Below are 22,808 nucleotides of genomic sequence, written 5' to 3'. Positions count from 1 at the left end.
AATACCGCTACAGGCATTACTATCGACTGTAAATAAAAAGGCCGCGGGAAAACTCCGGCGGCCTTTTTATTACTTGTTATTTACGTTAACTACGCTTGAAAATCAGCGAGCCGTTTGTCCCGCCAAACCCAAACGAGTTACATAGCGCTACCGGTGCAGCAAGCACCTTGGCTTTATTCGGCACAAAGTCCAGGTCGCAACCTTCACCCGGATTATCAAGGTTTATCGTAGGTGGCGCCATTTTGTCACGCAACGCCAGCAACGTGAATATTGCTTCCACCGAGCCTGCGGCACCTAACAAATGACCTGTCATCGACTTCGTAGAGCTCACCATTAACTGATAGGCATGGTCATTGAAGACGCGTTTTATTGCAGCAACTTCCGCCACATCACCTGCTGGCGTTGATGTTCCATGTGCATTGACATAACCAATTTCACTGACGTCTATGCCAGCGTCATTGATGGCATTAAGCATTGATGCGGCTGCACCTTCACCGTCTTCCGGCGGTGATGTCATATGGTACGCGTCACCGCTCATACCAAAGCCAATCAGTTCGCCATAAATGGTTGCACCACGCGCTACTGCTGACTCGTACTCTTCCAGCATGACAACGCCTGCACCTTCACCCATGACAAATCCGTCACGGTCTTTATCCCATGGACGACTGGCCGCTTGTGGATCGTCATTACGCGAAGACAGGGCTCGCGCAGAAGCAAAACCGGCTATACCAAGAGGTGTTATCGACGCTTCCGCCCCACCGGCAAGCATCGCATCCGCATCGCCATACGCGATGGTCCGCGCAGCAACACCGATATTGTGCACACCAGTAGTACAGGCTGTTACGATATTCAGGTTAGGGCCTTTCAAGCCCTCCATAATCGAAAGAAAGCCGGAGATCATGTTGGTAATGGTAGAAGGAACAAAGAAAGGGGAAACCCGCTTTGGCCCGCTGTTCAATAACTTCTGGTGGTTGATCTCGATTTGCTCAAGTCCGCCGATACCCGAACCAATTGCCACACCCACACGGTGTGCATTTTCAGCACTAATTTCCAGCTTAGAATCTGCTAACGCTTGCTTACCCGCTGCAATACCCAGCTGGATAAACCGGTCCATCTTCTTTGCTTCTTTCTTTTCGATGTAATCTTGCGGGTCAAAATCATTAACCTGACCGGCAAAACGAGTGGAATAGTTACTGCAATCGAAATGGGTAATATCACCAATACCGCTCTCGCCTGCAAGCAGACGGCGCCAGGTCTCGTCAACAGACTGACCTAAAGGTGACAACATGCCAAGACCAGTAACCACTACGCGACGTTTTGTCACAAAAAGCCCTCGTATTGGAACTAAGGAAGGTTATATACAGAAAACGGCCCCTTCGGAGCCGTTTTTGCTAAGCCAGACTTATGCGTCTTTGTTAGCGTTGATGTAGTCGATAGCTGACTGAACAGTAGTAATTTTTTCTGCTTCTTCGTCAGGAATCTCAGTATCGAACTCTTCTTCCAACGCCATAACCAACTCTACTGTGTCCAGAGAGTCAGCGCCTAAATCGTCAACGAATGAAGCTTCTGGTTTTACTTCTTCTTCTTTCACGCCAAGCTGTTCAACGATGATTTTTTTAACGCGCTCTTCAATGTTACTCATAATTCTAGGTTTCCCTTAACGTCACTAGATATAAAAAGTGCCGCTAGTTTATTTGGCAAGGTAGTACCTTGCAAGCACCAGATTAAACAAATTTTCTGGTCAAACCAGCAGCGACCAAAATTCAGTAATTTACTATTTTTACATTCAACTTCGGAGAAATACCACCCCAAAGTACGTTAAATTCGCATAATTTGCGAATTTAGTTCATATACATTCCGCCATTCACGTGGATAGTTTCGCCGGTAATGTACGCTGCGCCATCACTAACCAAAAAAGCCACCGTGGACGCAATTTCTTTAGGTTCACCCAGACGATTTGCAGGAATATCTTTGAAGATAGCTTCCCGTTGGTCATCTGTCAGGGCTTTTGTCATATCTGTATCAATAAATCCAGGCGCAACTACATTAATTGTAATGCCTCTTGAAGCGACCTCCCTCGCCATAGACTTCGAAAAGCCAATCACACCTGCTTTTGCTGCAGCGTAGTTTGCCTGACCGGCATTGCCTGCACTTCCAACAACAGACCCAACATTTACAATACGGCCGAAGCGCTTTTTCATCATACCGCGAAGTACCGCTTTTGACAGGGTAAATATTGACGTCAGATTGGTATCAATGATGTCCTGCCATTCGTCATCTTTCATCCGCATCAGCAGATTGTCACGGGTAATACCGGCATTGTTAACCAAAATATCGATACTACCAAATTCATCAGTGATTGCTTTTAAAACATTTTCCACACTGGCTTTGTCAGTCACGTTAAGAGCGAAGCCTTTACCGCCGCTCTCGCTGAGATAGTCAGTAATTGCCTGTGCCCCATTATCGCTCGTGGCCGTGCCGATAACGGTCGCCCCCTGCGCTGCCAGTTGTGTGGCAATTGCCTTGCCGATTCCCCGGCTGGCACCAGTAACAAGCGCGACTTTACCTTGCAGTTGTTCCATTCTCAATCCTTACTTTTCAATCGCAGCGACAGAATCAGGCGTATTCACTGCCACTGACTCCAGTGACTTATCAATGCGCTTACCCAGACCAGTGAGCACTTTACCCGGTCCTACCTCAATGACGCGCTCTATGCCGGCTGACGCAAGATATTCGACTGTTCGCGTCCATTGAACCGGGCAGTATAGCTGACGTACCAACGCGCTTCTGATGGCCTGAGGATCTGTTTCAATGTTGACATCAACATTGTTCACAATATTAATATTCGGTGTGTTGATTGTGATAGATGCTAATGCATCATCCAATTGGTCTGCGGCTGGACGCATAAGCTCACAGTGGGATGGAACACTTACCGCCAGCGGCAGCGCACGTTTTGCGCCCGCGTCTTTACAAGCATCAGCGGCTTGCTGCGCGGCATTTTTCTCTCCGGCGATAACCACCTGTCCAGGAGAGTTAAAGTTAACCGGAGCCACCACATCGCCTGTCGCAATGGCCGTTTGCTGACAAATCTCCGCAATAGCCGCATCGTCCAGACCAATAATGGCAAACATAGCTCCGGCTCCGGCAGGCACAGCCTCTTGCATAAATTTACCGCGAGACTCAACCAACTTTACGGCGTCGGTAAATGCCATTGCGCCCCCGCAAACCAATGCGGAGTACTCACCAAGGCTGTGACCAGCAAGGTAATCTGCCTGTAAGCCTTTTTCCTGCAGTATACGCCAGATGGCAACGCTTGCCGTAAGTAACGCAGGCTGCGTGATATGCGTTTCGTTCAGGCGCCCTTCTTTGTCGTGCTGAACGACGTCCCACAAATCGTATCCCAGAGCGTCAGAGGCTTCTTTAAATGTATCTGTCACTACGGAGAATTCTTCGGCAAGCTCATTTAGCATGCCGACGGTCTGTGAGCCTTGTCCAGGGAACACACAGGCTGTACGAGTCATAGTATTTTCCTTCTTCTTATCTGTATCACGGAGGTTGCCTGAAAGATTAATAGCGCACCAATGCTGATGCCCAGGCGAAACCACCTCCGAACGCCTCTAATAATAAATTTTGACCTCGCTGAATGCGACCATCACGGATAGCCGTATCTAAGGCTGTCGGGACAGTAGCCGCCGAGGTGTTGCCATAATTTTCAAGCGTCATAACTACCTGATCCAGAGACATATTAAGCTTTTTCGCCGTCGCTTTGATGATCCGGAAGTTGGCCTGATGAGGTACCAGCCAGTCTAAATCTGACTTTTGCATATTGTTGGCCGCCAGTGTTTGCTCAACCACTTCAGACAACTTTGTCACGGCCACTTTAAAGACTTCGTTCCCCTTCATCACGCCCCAGTTTTCATGCACTGATGCCTCATCACCCCGAGTGGGGTTTCCAACATACAATAGATCACCGTACGATCCGGCAGCATGAATGTGGGTAGAAAGAATACCAGGCTCGTCGCTGGCTTCTATGATAGTGGCACCGGCAGCATCGCCAAACAAAATAACCATGGTACGGTCAGCCGGATCAACCAGACGACTTAAGCAGTCGGTTCCAATCACCAGAATGCGTTTGGCCATACCTGATTTGATGTACTGATCTGCAACGCTAAGCGCATAACAGTAGCCCGCACACGCTGCGGCTACATCAAAGGCGGGAATACCGTCTAAATCAAGAATTCGCTGAATTTCACATGCTGTGCTGGGAAGTGAATAACGTCCACTGGTAGTAGCACAGACAATCATGTCTATGGATTTAGGGTCAATGCCTGCCATCTCGATGGCCTTTTTACTGGCTTCAGCCCCCATAGTAGCGGCGGTCTCGTCATCACCGATAATGCGACGTTCTTTTATACCGGTGCGATCGGTTATCCATTCGTCACTGGTATCGACCATCACTTCTAAGTCTGCGTTCGTGCGAATGTCGCTGGGGTAATAACTGCCGGTTCCGATAAATCGTGAATATTTGCTCAAAGCTGCTCCAACAATACCGTTTCTATCTTATTTTTTATTTTATCCGGAACCCGCATTTGAGCCTCCTGCATCGCCTGATGAATGGCGTAATAGAAGGCATCTGCAGATGCGTTCCCGTGACTCTTAACTACAATGCCGCGCAATCCTAACAGACTGGCGCCATTATACTGGTCGGGGTTCACGCTATTGTAGATAGTTTTTAACAATGGTAAGGCGACGCGGGCCATTAACCGCGTCATCAAATTACGCTGCGACTGTCGCTTTACTTCATTGATAACTAATTTCGCCAGGCCCTCACTGGACTTCAGTGCCACATTGCCGGTAAACCCGTCAGTAACGACGACATCAGCGTAATCCGTGAATATATCGTCGCCCTCTACGTAACCAATGTAGTTTATGCTTTTAGCATTCTTGAAAAGCTGATCGGCATATTTTACCTGCGCATTCCCTTTAATGTCTTCTTCTCCGACATTCAATAAGGCCACTCTCGGATTGTCTATACCGGCAACCTGCCTTGCCAAAACAGACCCCATAACACCATACTGAAACAGTATTTCGGATGTACAGTTCACGTTTGCGCCTAAATCCAGCAAAAACACCTTATGGTGGCTTGTGGTCGGCATTGCAGACACCAGAGCGGGACGATCCACGCCGGGTAACGTTTTTAGGATATAAAATGCAAGGGTAAGCAATGCACCAGTATTACCGGCACTCACGCACGCATCTGCTTCACCAGAGTCGACTAACTCCAGCATACGTCGCATTGAGGACTGTTTTTTGTTACGTAACGCGGAGGTTGGCGCCTCGCCCATTTCTACCACTTCTTCGCAGTGCGAAACGGTTACGCGTGCACGTTCCTGAGCTGTCAGATCATTGAGTGCAGGTTCGATAACATCATTCTTGCCGCATAAAATAAAGTGACAATCGGCGTGTTTACGAATTGCTTTGAGGGTAGCAGAGAGGATAACAGGGGGACCATGATCGCCCCCCATGATATCTAACGCGATGGTTAGCATGGACAAAGAATGTCACCGCAGCCTTTAGCCACCGATAACTTTTTTGCCCTTGTAGTAACCGTCAGCGGTCACGTGGTGACGACGGTGTGTTTCACCCGACGTTGAATCGACAGACAAAGTCGCGCCTGTCAATGCATCGTGTGAGCGACGCATACCGCGCTTAGAACGCGTTTTACGATTTTGTTGTACTGCCATAACTTACTCCTGGTCTCGCTTAAGTTCTTTCAAAACCGCGAAAGGGTTTGGTCGCTCCTGTTCCGGTTCAATCTCGCCAAACTGCATATCGTCTTCACTCATTGCGCAATCCTCCTCTGCATGAAGGGCGACAATAGGTAAGGACAATATCAACTCGTCTTCAAATAATTGAAGAAGATTGACTTCTCCGTGGTCGTTGACCTCTACCGGTTCATAAGCTTCGGGTAATGTTTCGCTGTCGATATCGCCTTGTCCCTGCACCGGACTGTAGCAAAAATCAACATGCAGCGGGTAGTCAAACTCCCCATTACACCGCTGACAGATAAGTGATACCTGTGTGTCCAGATGACCGTGAAAGACAGTAAGACCCTGCGCGTCTTTTTCAAACTGTACTTCGGCGTTCACCCATTCATCACAACTGACAACTGCTTCGCTCAATCGTTCCATATCCTTCGAGGCAATCACGCCCGAATAATCGGAGCGCTTCATCGCACTTTTGGACGGGTCGACCGAATGAGGTAGTTTCACTTTCTGCATAGGGCGCGCATCATATAGGCTCATCCCTTGCCTGTCAAAGGTTTAATCTGCAATTGATGCAAATTTTACCCAACAACGGCAGCAGCGGAAAAGTGGCCATTCACGCAAGTGAAAAGGTTTCGGAAAAAGAACTCTCGAAAAGCACCATCGCCTCACCTATCATGTCGCAAAGACTTAATAAATCAGCAAATAAGGGAGCATCATGGTGCAATTAGTGCTGGCATCCTCATCAAAATATCGTCAACAACAACTTGCCAGCCTGGGTATCCATACTGAGGCCATTGCTCCCCACATTGACGAAAGGGCCATTCCCGGGGAAAAACCTGACGCGCTGGCCGCTCGACTTGCTACCGAAAAGGCCAGTAAAATTTCTGAAGCTCATCCGTCAGCCATGGTAATTGGTTCAGATCAGGTCGCCGTTGTTAATGACGGCGGTATCACACATGTTTTGGGTAAGCCCGGTACACATGACAATGCACTAAAACAGCTTCAGCTCTGCTCCGGGAAGACCGTCGATTTTTATTCTGCCGTATCTTTGTGTCATAAAGATAGCAACAAGCAAGTCACTCGGGTCGAAATCACCACAGTGAGCTTTCTTACTCTCAGTGAAAAAGAAATCCAACAATACTTACTGGCTGAAACGCCTTATGACTGCGCCGGGAGTTTTAAGTCCGAAGGCCGAGGGGTGTTGCTCTTTGATAATATCCGAAGTCGCGATCCCAATGCGCTAATCGGCTTGCCGTTAATGCTGTTAAGGGATTTGCTCAGAGAGTTTGGTGTCAACCTGCTAGAAATCGCCTGCAGGGACAGCCAGCGCGTCTGAACTTGCCTTACCTGGAAGCGAAAACCGGCATTGGATGTCAGGTAAACCTTGATACCCTTAGGTATGTATCAACCACTGTTGCAGTTCTGGAATGGAATGCACAATTGTTTCAGGATGGTGCTTTTCCAGATTCACCTGCGCGTGAACACCATAAGATACCCCTACCCTGTCCATACCGATAGCTTGTGCCATCTGCATGTCGTAGGTAGTGTCACCAACCATCAATGCGTCATGGGCGCTGATATTCAGTTCGTCAAGAATTTGCAGCAACATGTCCGGAGAAGGCTTGGAGTGCGCTTCGTCGGCACAACGGGATGTCGTGAAAAAATGGCCGGTATTGGTATTGTTCCAGGCCCGATCCAGACCTCTTCTCGCTTTACCGGTTGCCACCGCCAGTATCTTACCGTTTGCTTTCAATGACGATAATAACTCTTCTGCACCACCGAACAGCGGACAAGGGATCGTATCTTCACGCAAATACGCCTCTTTATATGCTTGTACCAGACGATCGGCTAATTGCTCGTCCTTGGTAGAAAACAGCTGCATAATAGCGGGCTTGAGACTGATTCCGATAATATGGGCAACAGCATCAGCGCTTGGCACGCCCACGTCACAATGACGGGCTGCGTTTTGCATGCAGCGGATGATTTTCGCTGCTGAGTCCATTAACGTGCCATCCCAGTCAAAAATAACTAACTCATACGCTTTCAAGATAGCGACTCCAATACCATCGTCAGATTTTCATCCAGAGGGGCGCTGAACGTAACGGGCTCTTCGGTTTTCGGGTGCAGCAGCCTGATACTTGCCGCATGCAGGAACAACCGGTTCAGTCCTGCTTTCTGCATTCTGAGATCAAAATCATGGTCGCCATATTTCGAATCGCAGGCAATGGGGTGTCCGGCATGCAGACAATGCACCCGAATCTGGTGAGTGCGTCCGGTAATAGGAGAGGCTTCAACCAGCGTGGCATCAGAAAACTGACGCAAAATGCGGTAACGAGTCTCAGACGGCTTGCCTGCTTCTGACACGTTAACCAGTCGCTCGCCGGATTGCAGTACATTCTTTTGTAGTGGTGCTTTTACTTTGAAACGAGTTTCAGGCCACTGACCTGCAACCAGCGCCTGATAGCGCTTATCCATTTGTCCGTTACGCAATTGCTCGTGCATATGGCGCAGTGCTGAACGCTTTTTAGCAATGAGAATGCAGCCTGAGGTGTCGCGATCCAGCCGATGAACCAGTTCCATAAATTTTGCATCGGGGCGCAACGCACGCAAGCCTTCAATCAGGCCAAAGTTAAGCCCGCTGCCGCCGTGAACCGCAAGACCGGAGGGCTTATTGATGACGATAATACGATCATCTTCGAACAAAATCTGACTTTCCAGCGCGGCGATTTTATCCAGTTTTGGGGATGGCGCAGGCGCACCCTCAGACACGCGTACCGGGGGAATACGTACTGTATCGTTAGCCTGAAGTTTGTAGTCTGGCTTTACTCTGCCTTTATTCACACGTACTTCGCCTTTTCGCAAAATACGATAAATCATGCTTTTTGGTACCCCTTTTAATTGGGTACGCAAAAAATTGTCCACTCGCTGCCCTTCAAGGTCGGGGTCAATGGTGACAAAGCGGACTTGTTGTTGTGCTTCTTCTTTCATGGCGCGCAGTATACATGAAGCCAGAGCCTGACTCCTACCGAAAAGCCATTAATTTTATAAAAATAACCGGTTAACAACGCTAATCCGGTGTAATTCAGAATAATTCTATCCGTCGCGACCAAATAACCGGCGATAACTGACGCAATAACTTGCGTAGACCGCAATATTAATGCAATAATCGTTGCGTTTTAGTCGTTTCAAATAAACGATAAAACCGGTTTGAACAATAATGTCAGACATCATATGTGATGCGGGTTGCTCAGTAATGACACAGACCCTTTGAAAATGAACACAGGCAGAACACAAAACGCCTGATATCGATATAAAGCATCGCAGGAAGCAAACAAAAACGTTCGCCGTTTACCAAAACAGAATTGAATTGACAGTTATCCTTGGGTTAATAGATCTCGAGGGTGCGAAAAAAGTAAAGAAATACAGGGTTAGCCGTTCCCGACACCCATCATGACAGAAATACCTAACGAACATACAGGTAGTAAAAGGGTATTACGGCGTTACAACAAAGTCCCCGTCCAGCCGTGAGGTTGCGCGGTGAGGGTTTGCACATGTCACTTTAATTTTGTGTCTGAACGGCTGTAGGAAACAGAGTTAGATACAATGAAAAGAATGCTAATTAATGCGACTCAGCAAGAAGAGTTGCGTGTTGCCCTGGTAGATGGGCAACGTTTGTACGATCTGGATATAGAAAGTCCTGGACACGAGCAAAAGAAAGCCAATATCTACAAAGGTAAAATCACCCGCGTAGAGCCTAGTCTTGAAGCTGCTTTTGTTGATTACGGCGCTGAGCGCCATGGATTCCTCCCACTTAAAGAAATTGCCCGCACTTACTTCCCCAAAGGCTACAAATTCGACGGCCGGCCTAATATTAAAGATGTCATTAATGAAGGTCAGGAAGTCATCGTTCAGATAGATAAAGAAGAGCGAGGCCAGAAAGGTGCGGCACTAACAACTTTCCTGTCTCTGGCAGGCAGCTATCTGGTTCTGATGCCCAACAACCCGAGAGCTGGTGGCATTTCTCGCCGCATCGAAGGCGATGAGCGTACAGAGCTAAAAGAATCGCTTAGTAAACTGGATTTGCCCGATGGTATGGGACTCATTGTTCGTACTGCAGGTGTTGGCAAATCGTATGAAGAGCTCGAGTGGGATTTACGCGTATTGCTGACCCACTGGGAAGCGGTATCAAAAGTAGCAGAAGAGCGCTCTGCCCCGTTCCTTATCCATCAAGAAAGCAACGTGATCGTGCGCGCAATCCGCGATTATCTGCGCCGCGATATTGGCGAAATACTGATTGATAAAAACAGTATTTACGAACAGGCGCTACAACATATCCAGTTAGTAAGACCTGACTTTGCCAACCGCGTCAAGCTATATCAGGGCGATGTGCCGCTGTTTAGCCACTATCAAATTGAAAGCCAGATCGAATCTGCGTTCCAGCGGGAAGTCCGACTGCCTTCTGGCGGCTCTATTGTTATCGACCCGACAGAAGCGCTGACCTCAATCGATATCAACTCGGCGCGCGCTACCAAAGGCGGTGATATTGAAGAGACCGCGCTTAACACTAACCTTGAAGCGGCGGATGAAATTGCACGCCAGTTGCGCCTGCGAGACCTTGGTGGCCTGGTGGTTATCGACTTTATCGACATGACACCCGTACGCCATCAGCGCGAAGTGGAAAACCGCATGAAAGATGCGGTTCGCACTGACCGTGCCCGTGTGCAGCTCGGCCGTATCTCACGCTTTGGTTTGTTAGAGATGTCTCGTCAGCGCCTGCGCCCGTCACTGGGTGAGTCAGCGCACCATGTCTGCCCTCGCTGCTCCGGTCATGGCACTATTCGTGGTACCGAGTCACTGGCACTTTCAATACTGCGTATTCTTGAAGAAGAAAGTATTAAAGACAACACCGGGCAAATTGAGGCACAGCTTCCGGTTCCTGTTGCGACATATTTGCTTAATGAGAAGCGAAAGTCTGTTCAGACAATTGAAAAGCGTCATGGTGTTCAGCTACTGCTGATCCCCAACGCTAATCTTGAAACACCTCACTATCAGGTTAATCGTCGTCGTCCGGATGAAATCTTATCTGCCGCCAGCTACGATGTTGAGTTGGTTAAGCCTGAAGAAACCGACGCGGACAAGCCAGCCGCAACTGTGACCAAGCGTGAAGAGCCAGCACTGAAAGGACTGGTTTCGCCGACACAGGCCCCCATCGTACAGGCCGCACCGAAGGCAGAAGAGAAGATTGCTGAAACGCCGTCGCTGTTTGCCAAAGTCGGTAAATGGTTTAGCAATTTGCTGGGTGAGGAAGAGAAAGAAAAAGAAGAAGAGAAGCAATCTCAGAATAAAGGCGGACAGAACCGAAACCGTCCTCCACGCAACCGCAATAATAATAATGATGATCGCCGTCGTAAGGGCCGCAAGCCTCGCAGACAGGATGGTCAGCCAAGCACTAAAGAAGATAATACTGATAAAGACAAGTCAAAGCCTCGTCAGGATCAGGATGACAAGCGCCCTAATCGCAACCGTAAGAGCCGTAACAAGCCCAACCGTGATGATCAGAAGCCTAACCGTCAGCAAGACCAAAAAGTCGCAGACAGGGCTGACAACACCGAGAAACCGGAAAGTGCGGAAAATACTCCGGCGAAAAAACGTGAAGTGGCTGAACGTCGTAAGCGTCGAGATAAGCGTCGCAGCGTAAGGGTTCGTAAGGACGATAACGCAGCGCCAGTTACTCAAAACAGCACACAAACCGAAGCTGAGTCTGCAGAACCCAAAGCGACGACACCACAGTCTGCAAAACCGGTAGAAAAGGTAAAGCCGGCTGCAGAGAAAGCCGCGTCTGACAAAGACCTTTCTCAGAAAGAGAAACCGTCGCAGGAAGCTGTAGCACCGGTGGCAGAGAAAATGCCTGCAGCGTCCGGGGACGCCACAAGCAGCGACAAGCCGGTTCAGCAAGATGCGCCGACACGCGCGCCTTCCGATGATGCAGATAAGGACGACGCGACCAATGAAGAGCAAAAACGCGAAAATCGTGGCCGCTCACGTCGTTCTCCGCGTCATGTTCGCGCTGCGGGCCAGCGTCGCAAGAAGGAACAGGACAAAGGCGACGATGAGGTGGGTGAACAGAAAACGCAACAAATCAGACAGGATGAGCTGCAGTTTGATATGCCAGAGGACGCGTCATCTGCTGACGATAACGACAGCGCGACACAAGACGCCCCTGTCAGCGCACAAACTGAATCACCTAAACAGGTAGAAATAAACCTGGCGGCCGATGTACCGGTAGCAGCAACTGAGGAAAAGGCGTCACCATCAGACGAATCAGAAACCGCGCACAACGCGTCTGAATCTGTCGCTGAAGATAAGCCGACCGTACCGGCAGAAGATTCGTCAGAAGCCGTGAAGGATGAAGCACCTTCACCAGCAAGCGATGAGGTTTCTGACAATGCCCAGGAAACCGCTGAGGCTCCGGCGTCTGCACCTGAGCCGGTTCAGGAGAAGGTTGAGCCTGCTGCAAAACCCAGCGTTAAGCCAGCAAAAGCGCAACCGGCCGATACTGAAGGGTCTGCCGTTACACCAGCAAGAAGTTCTGGCAGAAAACGCGCATCACACCCGACGGCACTACCGAAAACAATCAACGATACGTTTGTTGACGTCGAATTAGTGAGCTGCGCCGACGAGAAACGCCCGGCACTGGTGGTGTCTGGTCGACTCGCCACGCTGGCTAACAGTAAGTCTACAGCGTCAGCACCGGCTACCAAAGCGGGCTAACCGTTCACTTGCAATTATGAAAAGCCGTATCCGTTGATACGGCTTTTTTGTCTGGGAAAGAAACGATGCAGGCACACTGGCAACACTGGCTATCAACGACACTTGGTGATCCTGGCCTCACGGATTTTTATCAAATTCAGTCACTATGGAATGGGTATGGTACGTGCTGCCGTTTTTACTCACCACTGAGACATCAGCACCTTGTGGCGAAAGTCATTCTGCCTCGCCCCGACGCAAAACATCCCAGAGGATGGCAAACATCACACAGTCACCAGCGAAAGCTTCAATCTTATAATGTAGAAGCACACTTTTACCGCCACTATCAGCAGCGCCTCGATACGCAATGCTATGCGCCCTTTCTGGTTGCACATGAATCGGCCGGTGAGGACCAGCTACTTGTCCTTGAAGATTTGTCAGCAGCTGGCTTTACGAAAACAGCGTCCAGGTTATCGCCCGAACAAAGTCAGGCTGTACTGAAATGGCTGGCTTATTTCCATGCACGCTTTTTGCAAACCGACGACAACACGCTCTGGCAAGCCGGGGGCTACTGGCACCTTGCTACCCGGCAACAGGAATGGGAGGCGATGGAAAATGGGGAGCTGAAGCGCAAAGCAAAAGCCATCGACAACTACCTTGCCGGGTGTCAGTTCAAAACCTTACTGCACGGAGACGCCAAGGTTGCCAATTTTTGTTTTGAGGACGACATGCGCCGATGCGCCGCTGTCGATTTTCAGTATACCGGCTCAGGTATTGGCGTTATTGATGTCGCGTATTTTCTTGGTAGTGCGTTGAGTGAATCAGCGCTTATCACGCATACTGAGTCTTGTCTCGAATACTATTTCACCTGCCTGCGGCAGGCACTTTCGGCAACGGAGCACCACGCTAAAGCCGATGCCATTATCAATGAGTGGAAATACACTTATCCTATTGCCTGTGCCGATTTCTGCCGGTTTTTAAGTGGCTGGAGTCCGCAACATGTAAAGCTTAACCAAGACTTGCATGAGCGCACCCGGCAGGGCTTATTGCTGTTGCCGAACGAATAAACGGCTTATCACGGCTCAACGAAGGAGTATCGCGCTTATTCGTTTACTCTTCACTCTTACACGTTGTCAAATCCAGACCGAATTACTGGTATTTTCGCCAGACGGCGACTTCCTGTCAGCTGTTAAAAAACAAGCAGCAGAGTATCAGGGGCGCTTTCAGGTCGGGAAACCGTAAACCGTCTGCTATTTGTGTCACTTTTTTGTTCAAGTGCTGTATAAAGTAAATACTATGCCAGTGAAACCTTTTCGCTGACCGGAAGTTTAATTATTGCGCCAATAACAATAAAACCACTATGTATAAGAAGAAACTTTACCTGTTCGGGCTTGTCGCCACCTTTATGCTACTTATCGCCCTCGCCTCGTCGGCAATCACTGCTCACCTGACAAGGGAAAATCTGGCTCAAAGTCAGATTGCACAGTCTCTTCTCACTGAGCATCAACAGCTTTCCAGCATCTCTTACCGACTTTTCAAACAACTTACCGATGAGTTAATTTTTGGCAAAAACGCCAATCAGGCGATGGTCAGAAACAAGCAGGAACTGATTCAACAATCCGTCGAGCGGATCCGTGCGCTTGAAATCGAGCAGAGACTGGCGCTGGGGGAAAAGATCACTCAGGGAAGCGTGGAAGACACCGACGAACTTGAGGCGTTGATACTCGATATCATCACAGAGTTTCGCACTATTGTAGAAGCCAATAACGATACACCTCTGAATCAGCAGGCGCGCTTACAGGAGTTACTGGAAGTCACCATTGATAATCGCTTCAGGGAAGCCATCAACTCTGCAGTGATCCGCCAAAGCCGTGTCGTTTCAGCTACCAATGCGAGTATTGAAACGCTCAACACGGCCATTGTGTGGTTCACCATCGGGCTTGGCGTTATCGCCGGCCCGTTTATTATCCTGGGATGTTATTGGTTGTTCAGCGCGCTCTACCAGCCGCTTACCGTTATTCAGTCTGGTACTCGCTCTATCGCTTCAGGAAATTATGCTTACCGGTTTCCGGAAAACCTTGATAAGGAATTCAGCGAACTGGTTAAAGCGCTGAATGATATGGTGATCCAGCTTTCCGAACACGAAGCGCAAGCAGCCGCTTACAGAAAAGAACTGGAGTTTGAAGTTGAAAGCCGCACTCGCGAGCTGACCGAAGCTAACAAGCAACTAACCAATATCGATAATAAACGACGCCAGTTTATAGCCGATGTGTCTCATGAGCTGCGAACGCCTCTGACCATTATCCGGGGTGAAGCGCAGGTGACACTGAGACAATCTTCAGTGGATGAAGACCTGTACCGTGAGACACTGTCTGCGATCCTTGAACAATCGGTTAACCTCAGCAGATTGGTAGACGACTTACTATTGCTGGTACGCGCAGAAATGAGCCAACTGAAACTGGAACGGGAGAGTTGCGATATCGCACAGGTAATTCTGCAACTGGTTCAGGCGTGGCAGCGTACACACGCTGACAGAAACATTACCTTTGTCAGCAATGAAAGCAACAGTTCTGCGTTGCTCGACGTGCAACGGTTCGAACAGGCTATCACCATTATTCTGGATAATGCACTTAAGTATTCCGAAAGTGGTACACCAGTTGAGCTGGTATTATCCCGCACCGACTCACGCTATAGTATTTCAGTAAAAGACAACGGCTGCGGCATATCTCTGGCGGAACAGGAACATATTTTCGAGCGTTTTGTCAGACTGAACCGCAACGGCAGTGGTGTTGGATTAGGCCTGCCCATTGCAAAAGCCATAATTGAAGCCCACGGCGGCGACATAACGGTATTGTCTTCACCTGGTAAAGGCGCAACATTTACGATACGTATTCCGCAGGTATTAGTGAAATGAAACTTCTGATAGCCGATGATGAAAAGCCGTTAACTGATTTTCTCGCCCGAGGCTTATCTGCCGAGGGCTACGAGTGTTCTACAGAGCATCAGTTATTTAACCTGACAGCCAGAGTCAAGCAGGACAAACCCGACATTGTCATACTCGACAGAATGTTTGGTCAGCAGGACAGTATCACTGTGCTGGACAATCTCAAGGCATTGCCTGACTCGCCGATGGTGCTGTTGCTAACTGCTGTTGATGATGTGAGAGAACGGGTTCAGGGACTAAAAGCAGGCGCTGACGACTACCTCTGCAAACCGTTTGATTTTGACGAGTTGCTGGCCAGGATCATGGCGCTGGGAAGGCGTGTTTCCGTTTCCACTTCGCCTGCAAACGCGCTGACTCTGGGAGGCCTGAGTTTTGATTTGGAATCGCGGATCGTTTACGCCTGCGGCGAGGAACTCTCTCTGACCCGTATCGAATATCAGTTGCTTCAGTATCTGGTGGAAAGTGCGAATAAGGTGCTATCTCGTGAGCGGATAATCAGCCGGGTGTGGCAAAGTCAGTCCGATCCGATGACAAATGTGGTAGATGTTTACATCAGTCGTCTACGGCAAAAGGTACCGAAAGATACTCTGATTGATATTGAAACCCTGCGTGGGAATGGTTATCGGCTTAATTATCGTGCCTGACCATTACCAATACTGTAATGGGCGGGAGCAGCACTACATGCGTGCATGGGTGTGGCAAACAATCACTGCCAGCGGATTGGGGACGCCAACAGCGATTGTTGCCAGGGTTGGTAACTAGTAAATAGTAGACAGTAATTCCGGATTTACCACCAGGTTACGTACTCCATGGGCATGATCTTCCTCAAACTCGTTATCTTCACACCACTCACCTACCGATGCCGCATTGACGAGCGTGACGCCGGGCCTTACGCTCCAGGACACTTGTAACGGCGATCCTTTTTCATTGTAGGACGGCCCGGTTGTAGAGCCTGAATATTCAACAGGCACCCCGGTGTCAGAAGGAATATTCGGCGCCTGATAGTATCCATTCACCTCACTCACCTGTGCTAACCGCTCAAAATCCGGGGCATTTTCATCGTTCGCCAGCACCATCACCTGTGCTTCTACCCGCAGTTGTGGATTCATGGTCTCGTCAGCCAGACAGGCACCCAACGTAGCGCCAGGCTCAACCGCGGCAGTAGAGAATACATAGTGAACTTCAATGGTATCGCCGGACTGCAGTCCCTCCCCCTTTGCTGCACAGACTTTTGCTGGCAGTGGTGCTTGTAGTTGTGCAGACAAGTCGCCGTTATAAAGGTAGCCAGTTCCCAGGCCGGCACCATTGCCGTTACCGGCGTAAGTGGTAAATTGCCCGCCTTTGTGCTCGGCCCCTTTGTGGAAATGGATGTTGCAGAGATTCATCTGACTTCTCACCGGTGCCTTTGCAAACACGCGTTGATTAAGTCCGTAATACTGCTCAATGTCCCGGGGAGACTGTGGCCCATAGCCTGCCCCCTGGGTTTCTTTTGCCAGATTCTGTCGCTGCTCAGCAATCACATTGTCACTGACCGTCTGTGCTAAGGCCCCGGAGGCTGATAAACAAATCCCTAACGCTGACGACACTCCTACAATCTTTTTTATGACGTTGTTCATTTTTTTCCCCTCATTGTTTGTTAACAACAAGAATAAAAAAAATGACTAAAAGAGCCCTGTCGTCAGGATTAAAATTAGATTAACGACAGATTAAAACACGCTGAAAACATCAGGCTGCCTTGCATTGGTTTGTACAACGCAAGTAAGAAAACACATATATCAATAATCACTGCCACGCTCTGAAACAAGTATCTGCAAAGCGCTCGCAGCAAATGATAGTTGTTTTTTAGAAAGCCTGAGGCCGAAAGTCGTACTTCAGGGCTTATTGATGCAGATAAAACAACACACCAATTAGGAGCAGGCTTAGTAACGACACCAGCAGGTTAATAGTCATTCCCCAGCGCGGTCTGTATCTCTCCGGTATCTCTTTTTCGTTTAGCGTCGTGAGTACTTTGGAAAACTGATAGGCAGAAACGCCGGCACAAACTGCACCAAGAAAGATAAAGAGCAGACCGAGCACGAAGGTGGGCCCGTACGCACTGAACGTTCCTGACTCTTCTCCCAACACCTTGAGCAAAAACCCAGAGCGCTCGATAACAAAGCCAAAGGCAATTAAACCGAGACTGGTTCGATTCCACGCCAGTAACGTGCGCTCTGCGGCAAATAGTACTCTGGGATCCTGCAAGTCAGACATGGAGAGTTCTTCCTGTAAACAAAAATGCCCTGTCAGTTCACACTCACAGGGCATGGCTTGAAACCACCGTGGGTACCCGGATTACCAGGTGAGATCGTCTGGGATCTGATAATCCGCATACCAGTCATCTTCTTCTGATGCCGCCTTATCCTCTGCAGCGGTATCAGCGCGATAAATAATTGAGTTTTGATCTCGCTGGGCAATTTTATCTGCCACCGGCGTAGGTACAAGCTCGTAACCATCTTCAAAACTGACCACCGTTAAGCGCCCCTGCGTCACCAGTTTGTGCACTTCATCGGTGACATACATACGCTTCACAACATTGTCATGAGTAAAGTTAAGCACTGTATCGCCCTTTCCTTTGGACTGCCGGTTTACACTTATCAGTTGCTTAACTTGCGCGGCGATGGACTTTTTCTCCACCTCCTTTTGCCGTGCCTCGTTAAGCGCCCGGTCTTTGGCTTTTTTGGCCTCGGCGGCTTCCTGCGCAGCCAGTGTGGCTTCATCCACAACTTCGGTTTTATTCTTGTTTTTCAGCTTCTGCTTTTTTCGCTTTTCAGCACGCGCCTGTTTGGCTGACGTTTTGTCAGCCAAACCTGCTTTCAGTAATTGGTCCTGTAATGACGCCATACCAGTTACCCTTTCTTCGTTGCTTTCTTCGCTGCGGGCTTTTTCGCACTTTGTGCCACCCATTTACCGTTCTGATACCAGGCGGACCATCCCGTAGATTTACCGTTTTCGTTTTCAGACATTACATACTGCTGTTTGGTCTTTCTGCTGAAACGGACAATCGTTGGATTTCCATCCGGATCCTGCTGCGGTGCATCCGCAAGATAATAGAATTTCGGTGAAATTCTGTCTCTGAAGCGGGCAAGTTCCTCAACTTTCGGTGCACGAGTTTCCCTGGATTTCGGGAAGTTATGCGCCGCCAGGAAAATACCTGAAGCCCCGTCACGCAACATAAAGTGTGCATCGGACTTCTCGCATGGCAGCTCAGGTAAGTCGACCGGATCTTCTTTCGGTGGCGCAGCCTCGCCATTACGAAGTAACTTGCGCGTGTTTTTGCATTCATCGTTGGAACAGCCAAAGTATTTTCCGAACCGGCCGTTTTTCAGTTCCATGTCGCTGCCACATTTATCGCATTCGATAACCGGGCCATCATAACCTTTAATTTTAAACGTACCTGTTTCAACCAGCGTCCCCGGACACGTGGGCGTATTACCACACACATGCAGTTTTCGCGTTTCATCTACCAGGTAACTGTCCATCGCCGTGCCGCAAATCTGACAGCGCTTTTTAGCGCGAAGCGCTTCGGTTTCCATTTCCTCTTCATCGTCAACCTTAACGACTTCGTCGCCAGGTGTCAGATTCATCGTGTTGGTACAACGCTCCTTAGGCGGCAGGTTATAACCCGAGCAGCCTAAAAACACACCGGTTGATGCCGTGCGCACATTCATTTCGCGACCACACTTATCGCAGGTTATCCCTGCGGGTACGGCTTGATTTGCGCGCATCCCGCCTTCATCGGGGTCTTTCTCAGCGGTCAGCAACTTGTTATAGAAATCACTGTAGAAATCATTTAGAACCTGCTTCCAGTTTTTATTCCCTTCGGCAATATCATCCAGATGCTGTTCCATATTGGCAGTGAAATCGTAATTCATCAGGTCATCGAAATTTTCCATCAACCTGTCATTAACGATTTCACCCATTTTTTCCGCATAAAAACGCTTATTCTCAAGTCGTACATAGCCACGATCCTGAATAGTCGAGATAATGCTGGCATATGTGGAAGGCCTGCCTATACCGCGCTTTTCAAGCTCTTTTACCAACGATGCTTCATTAAAGCGTGCAACAGGCTTGGTAAAGTGCTGCTTCGGATCAAGCGCCTTAAGATTCAGCTCGTCCCCTTTCTGCACGTCAGGCAGCATCAGCTCTTCATCGCCTTTCTTGCGGATTTGCGGTTGTACCCGGGTCCAGCCGTCAAATTTAAGTACCCGACCTTTCGCTGTCAGTTCATAATCTCCGGCTGCCACTTTTATGGTGGTGGCGTCATATTTTGCCGGCGTCATCTGGCAAGCCACGAACTGACGCCAGATAAGCTCATACAGACGCTGTGCGTCTCGCTCCATCTCTTTCAGCGACTCAGCCTTGATAGCCACGTTTGAAGGACGAATGGCTTCGTGCGCTTCCTGAGCGCCTTCTTTGCTGCCATAGCGGTTCGCTGATGGAGGCAAATACTTATCACCAAAATTGTCGTTTATATAGTCACGACAATTATCCAGCGCTTCCTGACTCAAATTGGTCGAATCGGTACGCATGTAGGTAATATGGCCAGCTTCGTACAAACGCTGTGCCATCATCATGGTTTTCTTTACGCCGAAACCTAATCGGGTACTGGCTGCCTGTTGCAAAGTAGAGGTAATAAATGGCGCCGATGGCCGACTCTGTGTCGGTTTTGATTCTCGGCTCTCAACCACATAGGATGATGCCTCCAGGCGCTTAACAGCCTCGTCGGTTTCGGTTTTGTTTTTTGGCTTAAATGCATTGCCCTGGTATTTGTTCACCATCATTCGCAATGCATTTTTTTGCTCTGTGGTCAGGTCAGCATGCACGTCCCAAAACTCTTCAGGAACAAACGCCTTAATTTCCCGCTCACGCTCAACAACCAAACGCACGGCCACAGACTGTACGCGACCGGCAGACAGCCCGCGGGCAATCTTTTTCCATAGCAGCGGAGACACCATAAAGCCAACAACCCGATCAAGAAAACGACGGGCCTGCTGTGCGTTGACTCTGTCGGTGTTTACTTCTCCAGGATGCGAAAACGCTTCCTGAATGGCGTTTTTGGTGATCTCGTTGAACACCACGCGCTGATAGGTTTTATTTTTGTCGCCAAGCAGTTCTTTAAGATGCCACGCAATCGCTTCTCCCTCGCGGTCCAAATCGGTCGCGAGGTAGATAGTATCTGCATCTTTTGCCAGCTTTTTCAGCTCGTTAACGACTTTCTCTTTGCCTTGCAATACCTGATAGTGTGCTTTCCAGTCCTGCTCGGGGTCTACCCCCATGCGATCTACCAGCTTCTTGTATTCATGACGGCGGAGATACTCAGACTTTTCTTCCTCACTGAGCGTTTTTAATTCTTTTGCACTTTTTTTAGGCTCTACTTTCCCGAGTGCTTTTGTCGGGAGATCACGAACGTGGCCTACTGAACTTTTTACGATAAAATTTTTACCGAGATATTTATTTATCGTTTTCGCTTTGGCTGGCGACTCGACTATGACCAGTGATTTTGCCATATAATTGAACTAAACCCATTGATTTATAGTAACTTTTATCATTACTAACTGTATGAAACGGGAGCTGGAATGTGCCCTGACAACGCCCGTGCTTTTTTAACATATATCTACAAAGTGAATGGAAAACAAGATCTTCTTAATAGTTATTCTTTCACTTACCGGCCACAGCGGGATATTTCGCTCACTTTTTAACCACCTCGATTGGCAACCCGATGAAAACCCGTATAATGCCGCTCATTCGACGCTATTCTCAATCAGGTCGGCAAATGAAGCAAGGGCCAGTCGTCGCCTCTCGTTTGATTCTCACCGACCCGTAATAAGGTGGCATCTTTTGTCACCAACAACCTACAGAGGGAAAGTATGAAGCAATTCGAAGTGAACTTTGATGGCCTGGTAGGACCTACCCATAATTACGCGGGTTTGTCATTTGGTAATGTCGCCTCGTTGAGTAACGCCAACGCGGTAAGTAGCCCAAAACAGGCTGCAAAGCAGGGCCTGGGTAAAATGAAAGCCTTGGCGGACATGGGTATGATGCAGGGTATTCTTGCACCACAGGAGCGCCCGGACATTGCCACACTTCGCCGTCTCGGTTTCACCGGTTCGGATGCTACTGTACTGGAAAATGCTGCCAAACAAGCCCGCGAAGTATTCCTGGCATGTTGTTCAGCATCAAGCATGTGGACGGCCAATGCGGCGACAGTCTCGCCAGGCGCAGACACTGCAGATGGCCGCGTTCACTTCACGCCTGCAAATCTGACTAATAAGTTTCATCGCTCTCTGGAACCTGAGGTGACGGGCCGCATCCTGAAAGCCACTTTTGCTAATGACAAGTACTTTGCCCACCACACTCACCTGCCGGACAATGAACATTTCGGTGACGAAGGTGCAGCAAACCATACCCGTTTGTGTACCGACTATGGTCATGCCGGTCTGGAATTATTTGTTTATGGTAGACATGCATTTGACGCCAGTAAGCCGGCCCCTAAGAAGTTCCCTGCCCGTCAGACGCTGGAGGCCAGTCAGGCTATTGCACGCTTGCATGGATTAAGTGATGAGCAAGTGGTTTACATTCAGCAAAATCCGGATGTGATTGACCAGGGTGTATTTCACAACGATGTGATTGCGGTAGGTAACCAGAATGTGCTGTTTTACCATGAACAGGCATTTTACGATACCCAGACAAAGCTTGACGAAATTCGTCGCAAGTTCGGTGACCATCCACTACATTTTATCGAAGTGAAAACTGACGATGTTTCTGTTCTGGATGCTGTGAAAACCTATCTGTTCAATACACAGATTATCACGCTTCCCTCTGGCGATAAGACAATCATTGCACCAACCGAGTGTCAGGAGAATGACGCAGTTAGTCGCTACCTGGACAACCTTGTGACTATGGGAACGCCAATCAAATCCGTCAATTACTTTGATGTAAAACAGAGCATGCGAAATGGCGGTGGACCAGCGTGCCTGCGGTTACGCGTTGCGCTGACTGAGCAGGAACTTGACGCCGTGAATCCAAATACGCTGATCAACGATCAACAATTCGCGCGCCTGAATACCTGGGTAGATAAGCATTATCGTGATGAACTGACAGAGAACGACCTGCGCGACCCGCAGCTTGTGACCGAATCGCGCACAGCACTTGATGAGCTGACGCAAATTCTGAAACTGGGTTCGGTCTATCCGTTCCAGCAAGATTGAGTTATTTCAATCATCTTAGAAAGCCCGGAAGCAACCGGGCTTTTTTGTGTTTAAAAGTCAGTTACAGAACAATGCTATGAAATTCGCCACTGTGGTGTCTGT

General features: G+C 49.0%; 20 protein-coding genes. 6 read left to right on the top strand and 14 right to left on the bottom strand.

Annotated elements, in window-relative coordinates; translation table 11 throughout:
* Positions 1-85: 85 nt before the first annotated feature.
* The 8 genes from fabF to yceD all read right to left on the bottom strand — a co-directional run bounded on the left by fabF (position 86) and on the right by yceD (position 6,281).
* Positions 86-1,324, bottom strand: a complete 1,239-nt coding sequence (gene fabF, locus ACLBLI_RS08640; RefSeq protein ID WP_414830677.1) for a beta-ketoacyl-ACP synthase II — start codon at positions 1,322-1,324, stop codon at positions 86-88.
* A 78-nt stretch (positions 1,325-1,402) separates the two neighbouring features.
* Positions 1,403-1,642: an acyl carrier protein gene (acpP, locus tag ACLBLI_RS08635; RefSeq protein WP_044056889.1), complete on the bottom strand. Its 240-nt coding sequence runs from the start codon at positions 1,640-1,642 to the stop codon at positions 1,403-1,405.
* Between the two features lie 199 nt (positions 1,643-1,841).
* Positions 1,842-2,582 carry a 3-oxoacyl-ACP reductase FabG gene (gene fabG, locus ACLBLI_RS08630; protein ID WP_414830676.1) on the bottom strand — a complete coding sequence of 247 codons (741 nt, stop codon included), beginning with the start codon at positions 2,580-2,582 and terminating at the stop codon, positions 1,842-1,844.
* A 9-nt stretch (positions 2,583-2,591) separates the two neighbouring features.
* Entirely contained in the window at positions 2,592-3,521 is a 930-nt protein-coding gene (gene fabD / locus ACLBLI_RS08625) for an ACP S-malonyltransferase (RefSeq protein ID WP_414830675.1), read from the bottom strand.
* Positions 3,522-3,567: 46 nt separating this feature from the next.
* On the bottom strand, positions 3,568-4,533 hold the full coding sequence (locus ACLBLI_RS08620; RefSeq protein WP_414830674.1) for a beta-ketoacyl-ACP synthase III: 966 nt from the start codon (positions 4,531-4,533) through the stop codon (positions 3,568-3,570).
* On the bottom strand, positions 4,530-5,549 hold the full coding sequence (plsX, locus tag ACLBLI_RS08615; protein WP_414830942.1) for a phosphate acyltransferase PlsX: 1,020 nt from the start codon (positions 5,547-5,549) through the stop codon (positions 4,530-4,532). The genes ACLBLI_RS08620 and plsX overlap by 4 nt, the downstream gene beginning before the upstream one ends.
* A 24-nt stretch (positions 5,550-5,573) precedes the next feature.
* The gene (rpmF, locus tag ACLBLI_RS08610) at positions 5,574-5,744 is read right to left on the bottom strand and encodes a 50S ribosomal protein L32 (protein WP_218309592.1); all 171 of its coding nucleotides are present in this window, start codon (positions 5,742-5,744) and stop codon (positions 5,574-5,576) included.
* A gap of 3 nt (positions 5,745-5,747) precedes the next feature.
* The gene (gene yceD / locus ACLBLI_RS08605) at positions 5,748-6,281 is read right to left on the bottom strand and encodes a 23S rRNA accumulation protein YceD (RefSeq protein ID WP_414830941.1); all 534 of its coding nucleotides are present in this window, start codon (positions 6,279-6,281) and stop codon (positions 5,748-5,750) included.
* 202 nt (positions 6,282-6,483) lie between these two features.
* Here yceD and ACLBLI_RS08600 point away from each other — a divergent pair, with 202 nt between their 5' ends.
* Positions 6,484-7,104: a Maf family protein gene (locus tag ACLBLI_RS08600; protein ID WP_414830673.1), complete on the top strand. Its 621-nt coding sequence runs from the start codon at positions 6,484-6,486 to the stop codon at positions 7,102-7,104.
* Positions 7,105-7,161: 57 nt separating this feature from the next.
* Here ACLBLI_RS08600 and ACLBLI_RS08595 read toward each other — a convergent pair whose 3' ends face one another.
* Both ACLBLI_RS08595 and rluC read right to left on the bottom strand, forming a co-directional pair.
* Positions 7,162-7,770 (bottom strand): HAD family hydrolase, encoded by a 609-nt coding sequence (locus ACLBLI_RS08595; protein ID WP_414830940.1) that lies wholly within the window; start codon positions 7,768-7,770, stop codon positions 7,162-7,164.
* 41 nt (positions 7,771-7,811) lie between these two features.
* Positions 7,812-8,756: a 23S rRNA pseudouridine(955/2504/2580) synthase RluC gene (rluC, locus tag ACLBLI_RS08590; protein ID WP_414830672.1), complete on the bottom strand. Its 945-nt coding sequence runs from the start codon at positions 8,754-8,756 to the stop codon at positions 7,812-7,814.
* Positions 8,757-9,371: 615 nt separating this feature from the next.
* Here rluC and rne point away from each other — a divergent pair.
* The 4 genes from rne (at position 9,372) to ACLBLI_RS08570 (ending at position 16,103) form a co-directional block, all read left to right on the top strand.
* On the top strand, positions 9,372-12,539 hold the full coding sequence (gene rne / locus ACLBLI_RS08585; RefSeq protein ID WP_414830671.1) for a ribonuclease E: 3,168 nt from the start codon (positions 9,372-9,374) through the stop codon (positions 12,537-12,539).
* Between the two features lie 65 nt (positions 12,540-12,604).
* Complete coding sequence (locus tag ACLBLI_RS08580; RefSeq protein WP_414830670.1) at positions 12,605-13,582, top strand: phosphotransferase; 978 nt, start codon at positions 12,605-12,607, stop codon at positions 13,580-13,582.
* 293 nt (positions 13,583-13,875) lie between these two features.
* A complete protein-coding gene (locus ACLBLI_RS08575; protein ID WP_414830669.1) occupies positions 13,876-15,429 on the top strand; it encodes an ATP-binding protein in 1,554 nt (517 codons plus the stop codon).
* A complete protein-coding gene (locus tag ACLBLI_RS08570; RefSeq protein WP_414830668.1) occupies positions 15,426-16,103 on the top strand; it encodes a response regulator transcription factor in 678 nt (225 codons plus the stop codon). Before ACLBLI_RS08575 ends, ACLBLI_RS08570 begins: the two co-directional genes overlap by 4 nt.
* 114 nt (positions 16,104-16,217) lie before the next feature.
* On the opposite strand, the gene ACLBLI_RS08565 is transcribed toward ACLBLI_RS08570, so the two are convergent.
* The 4 genes from ACLBLI_RS08565 to topA all read right to left on the bottom strand — a co-directional run bounded on the left by ACLBLI_RS08565 (position 16,218) and on the right by topA (position 21,005).
* A complete protein-coding gene (locus ACLBLI_RS08565; RefSeq protein WP_414830667.1) occupies positions 16,218-17,075 on the bottom strand; it encodes a delta-class carbonic anhydrase in 858 nt (285 codons plus the stop codon).
* A gap of 262 nt (positions 17,076-17,337) precedes the next feature.
* On the bottom strand, positions 17,338-17,709 hold the full coding sequence (locus tag ACLBLI_RS08560) for a YidH family protein (protein WP_414830666.1): 372 nt from the start codon (positions 17,707-17,709) through the stop codon (positions 17,338-17,340).
* An 81-nt stretch (positions 17,710-17,790) separates the two neighbouring features.
* Positions 17,791-18,339: a DUF2058 domain-containing protein gene (locus tag ACLBLI_RS08555; RefSeq protein ID WP_414830665.1), complete on the bottom strand. Its 549-nt coding sequence runs from the start codon at positions 18,337-18,339 to the stop codon at positions 17,791-17,793.
* 5 nt (positions 18,340-18,344) lie between these two features.
* Entirely contained in the window at positions 18,345-21,005 is a 2,661-nt protein-coding gene (gene topA / locus ACLBLI_RS08550; RefSeq protein ID WP_414830664.1) for a type I DNA topoisomerase, read from the bottom strand.
* Positions 21,006-21,365: 360 nt separating this feature from the next.
* On the opposite strand from topA, the gene astB reads away from it, so the two are divergent.
* On the top strand, positions 21,366-22,706 hold the full coding sequence (astB, locus tag ACLBLI_RS08545; RefSeq protein ID WP_414830663.1) for an N-succinylarginine dihydrolase: 1,341 nt from the start codon (positions 21,366-21,368) through the stop codon (positions 22,704-22,706).
* The last annotated feature ends 102 nt before the right edge of the window (positions 22,707-22,808 follow it).

Origin of the sequence: Alteromonas sp. H39 (assembly GCF_047556435.1) — a bacterium.
Taxonomy (GTDB): domain Bacteria; phylum Pseudomonadota; class Gammaproteobacteria; order Enterobacterales; family Alteromonadaceae; genus Alteromonas.
Note: the sequence above shows the minus strand (reverse complement) of the source record. Positions and strands in the feature narration are given on the sequence as shown.

What these genes read in the sequence shown, in the direction of transcription:
- acpP (WP_044056889.1), bottom strand. Translation starts at nt 1,642, where the DNA reads ATGAGTAACATTGAAGAGCGCGTTAAAAAAATCATCGTTGAACAGCTT.
- fabG (WP_414830676.1), bottom strand. Translation starts at nt 2,582, where the DNA reads ATGGAACAACTGCAAGGTAAAGTCGCGCTTGTTACTGGTGCCAGCCGG.
- fabD (WP_414830675.1), bottom strand. Translation starts at nt 3,521, where the DNA reads ATGACTCGTACAGCCTGTGTGTTCCCTGGACAAGGCTCACAGACCGTC.
- plsX (WP_414830942.1), bottom strand. Translation starts at nt 5,549, where the DNA reads ATGCTAACCATCGCGTTAGATATCATGGGGGGCGATCATGGTCCCCCT.
- rpmF (WP_218309592.1), bottom strand. Translation starts at nt 5,744, where the DNA reads ATGGCAGTACAACAAAATCGTAAAACGCGTTCTAAGCGCGGTATGCGT.
- yceD (WP_414830941.1), bottom strand. Translation starts at nt 6,281, where the DNA reads ATGCAGAAAGTGAAACTACCTCATTCGGTCGACCCGTCCAAAAGTGCG.
- ACLBLI_RS08600 (WP_414830673.1), top strand. Translation starts at nt 6,484, where the DNA reads ATGGTGCAATTAGTGCTGGCATCCTCATCAAAATATCGTCAACAACAA.
- ACLBLI_RS08595 (WP_414830940.1), bottom strand. Translation starts at nt 7,770, where the DNA reads ATGGACTCAGCAGCGAAAATCATCCGCTGCATGCAAAACGCAGCCCGT.
- rluC (WP_414830672.1), bottom strand. Translation starts at nt 8,756, where the DNA reads ATGAAAGAAGAAGCACAACAACAAGTCCGCTTTGTCACCATTGACCCC.
- rne (WP_414830671.1), top strand. Translation starts at nt 9,372, where the DNA reads ATGAAAAGAATGCTAATTAATGCGACTCAGCAAGAAGAGTTGCGTGTT.
- ACLBLI_RS08580 (WP_414830670.1), top strand. Translation starts at nt 12,605, where the DNA reads ATGCAGGCACACTGGCAACACTGGCTATCAACGACACTTGGTGATCCT.
- ACLBLI_RS08575 (WP_414830669.1), top strand. Translation starts at nt 13,876, where the DNA reads ATGTATAAGAAGAAACTTTACCTGTTCGGGCTTGTCGCCACCTTTATG.
- ACLBLI_RS08570 (WP_414830668.1), top strand. Translation starts at nt 15,426, where the DNA reads ATGAAACTTCTGATAGCCGATGATGAAAAGCCGTTAACTGATTTTCTC.
- ACLBLI_RS08565 (WP_414830667.1), bottom strand. Translation starts at nt 17,075, where the DNA reads ATGAACAACGTCATAAAAAAGATTGTAGGAGTGTCGTCAGCGTTAGGG.
- ACLBLI_RS08560 (WP_414830666.1), bottom strand. Translation starts at nt 17,709, where the DNA reads ATGTCTGACTTGCAGGATCCCAGAGTACTATTTGCCGCAGAGCGCACG.
- ACLBLI_RS08555 (WP_414830665.1), bottom strand. Translation starts at nt 18,339, where the DNA reads ATGGCGTCATTACAGGACCAATTACTGAAAGCAGGTTTGGCTGACAAA.
- topA (WP_414830664.1), bottom strand. Translation starts at nt 21,005, where the DNA reads ATGGCAAAATCACTGGTCATAGTCGAGTCGCCAGCCAAAGCGAAAACG.
- astB (WP_414830663.1), top strand. Translation starts at nt 21,366, where the DNA reads ATGAAGCAATTCGAAGTGAACTTTGATGGCCTGGTAGGACCTACCCAT.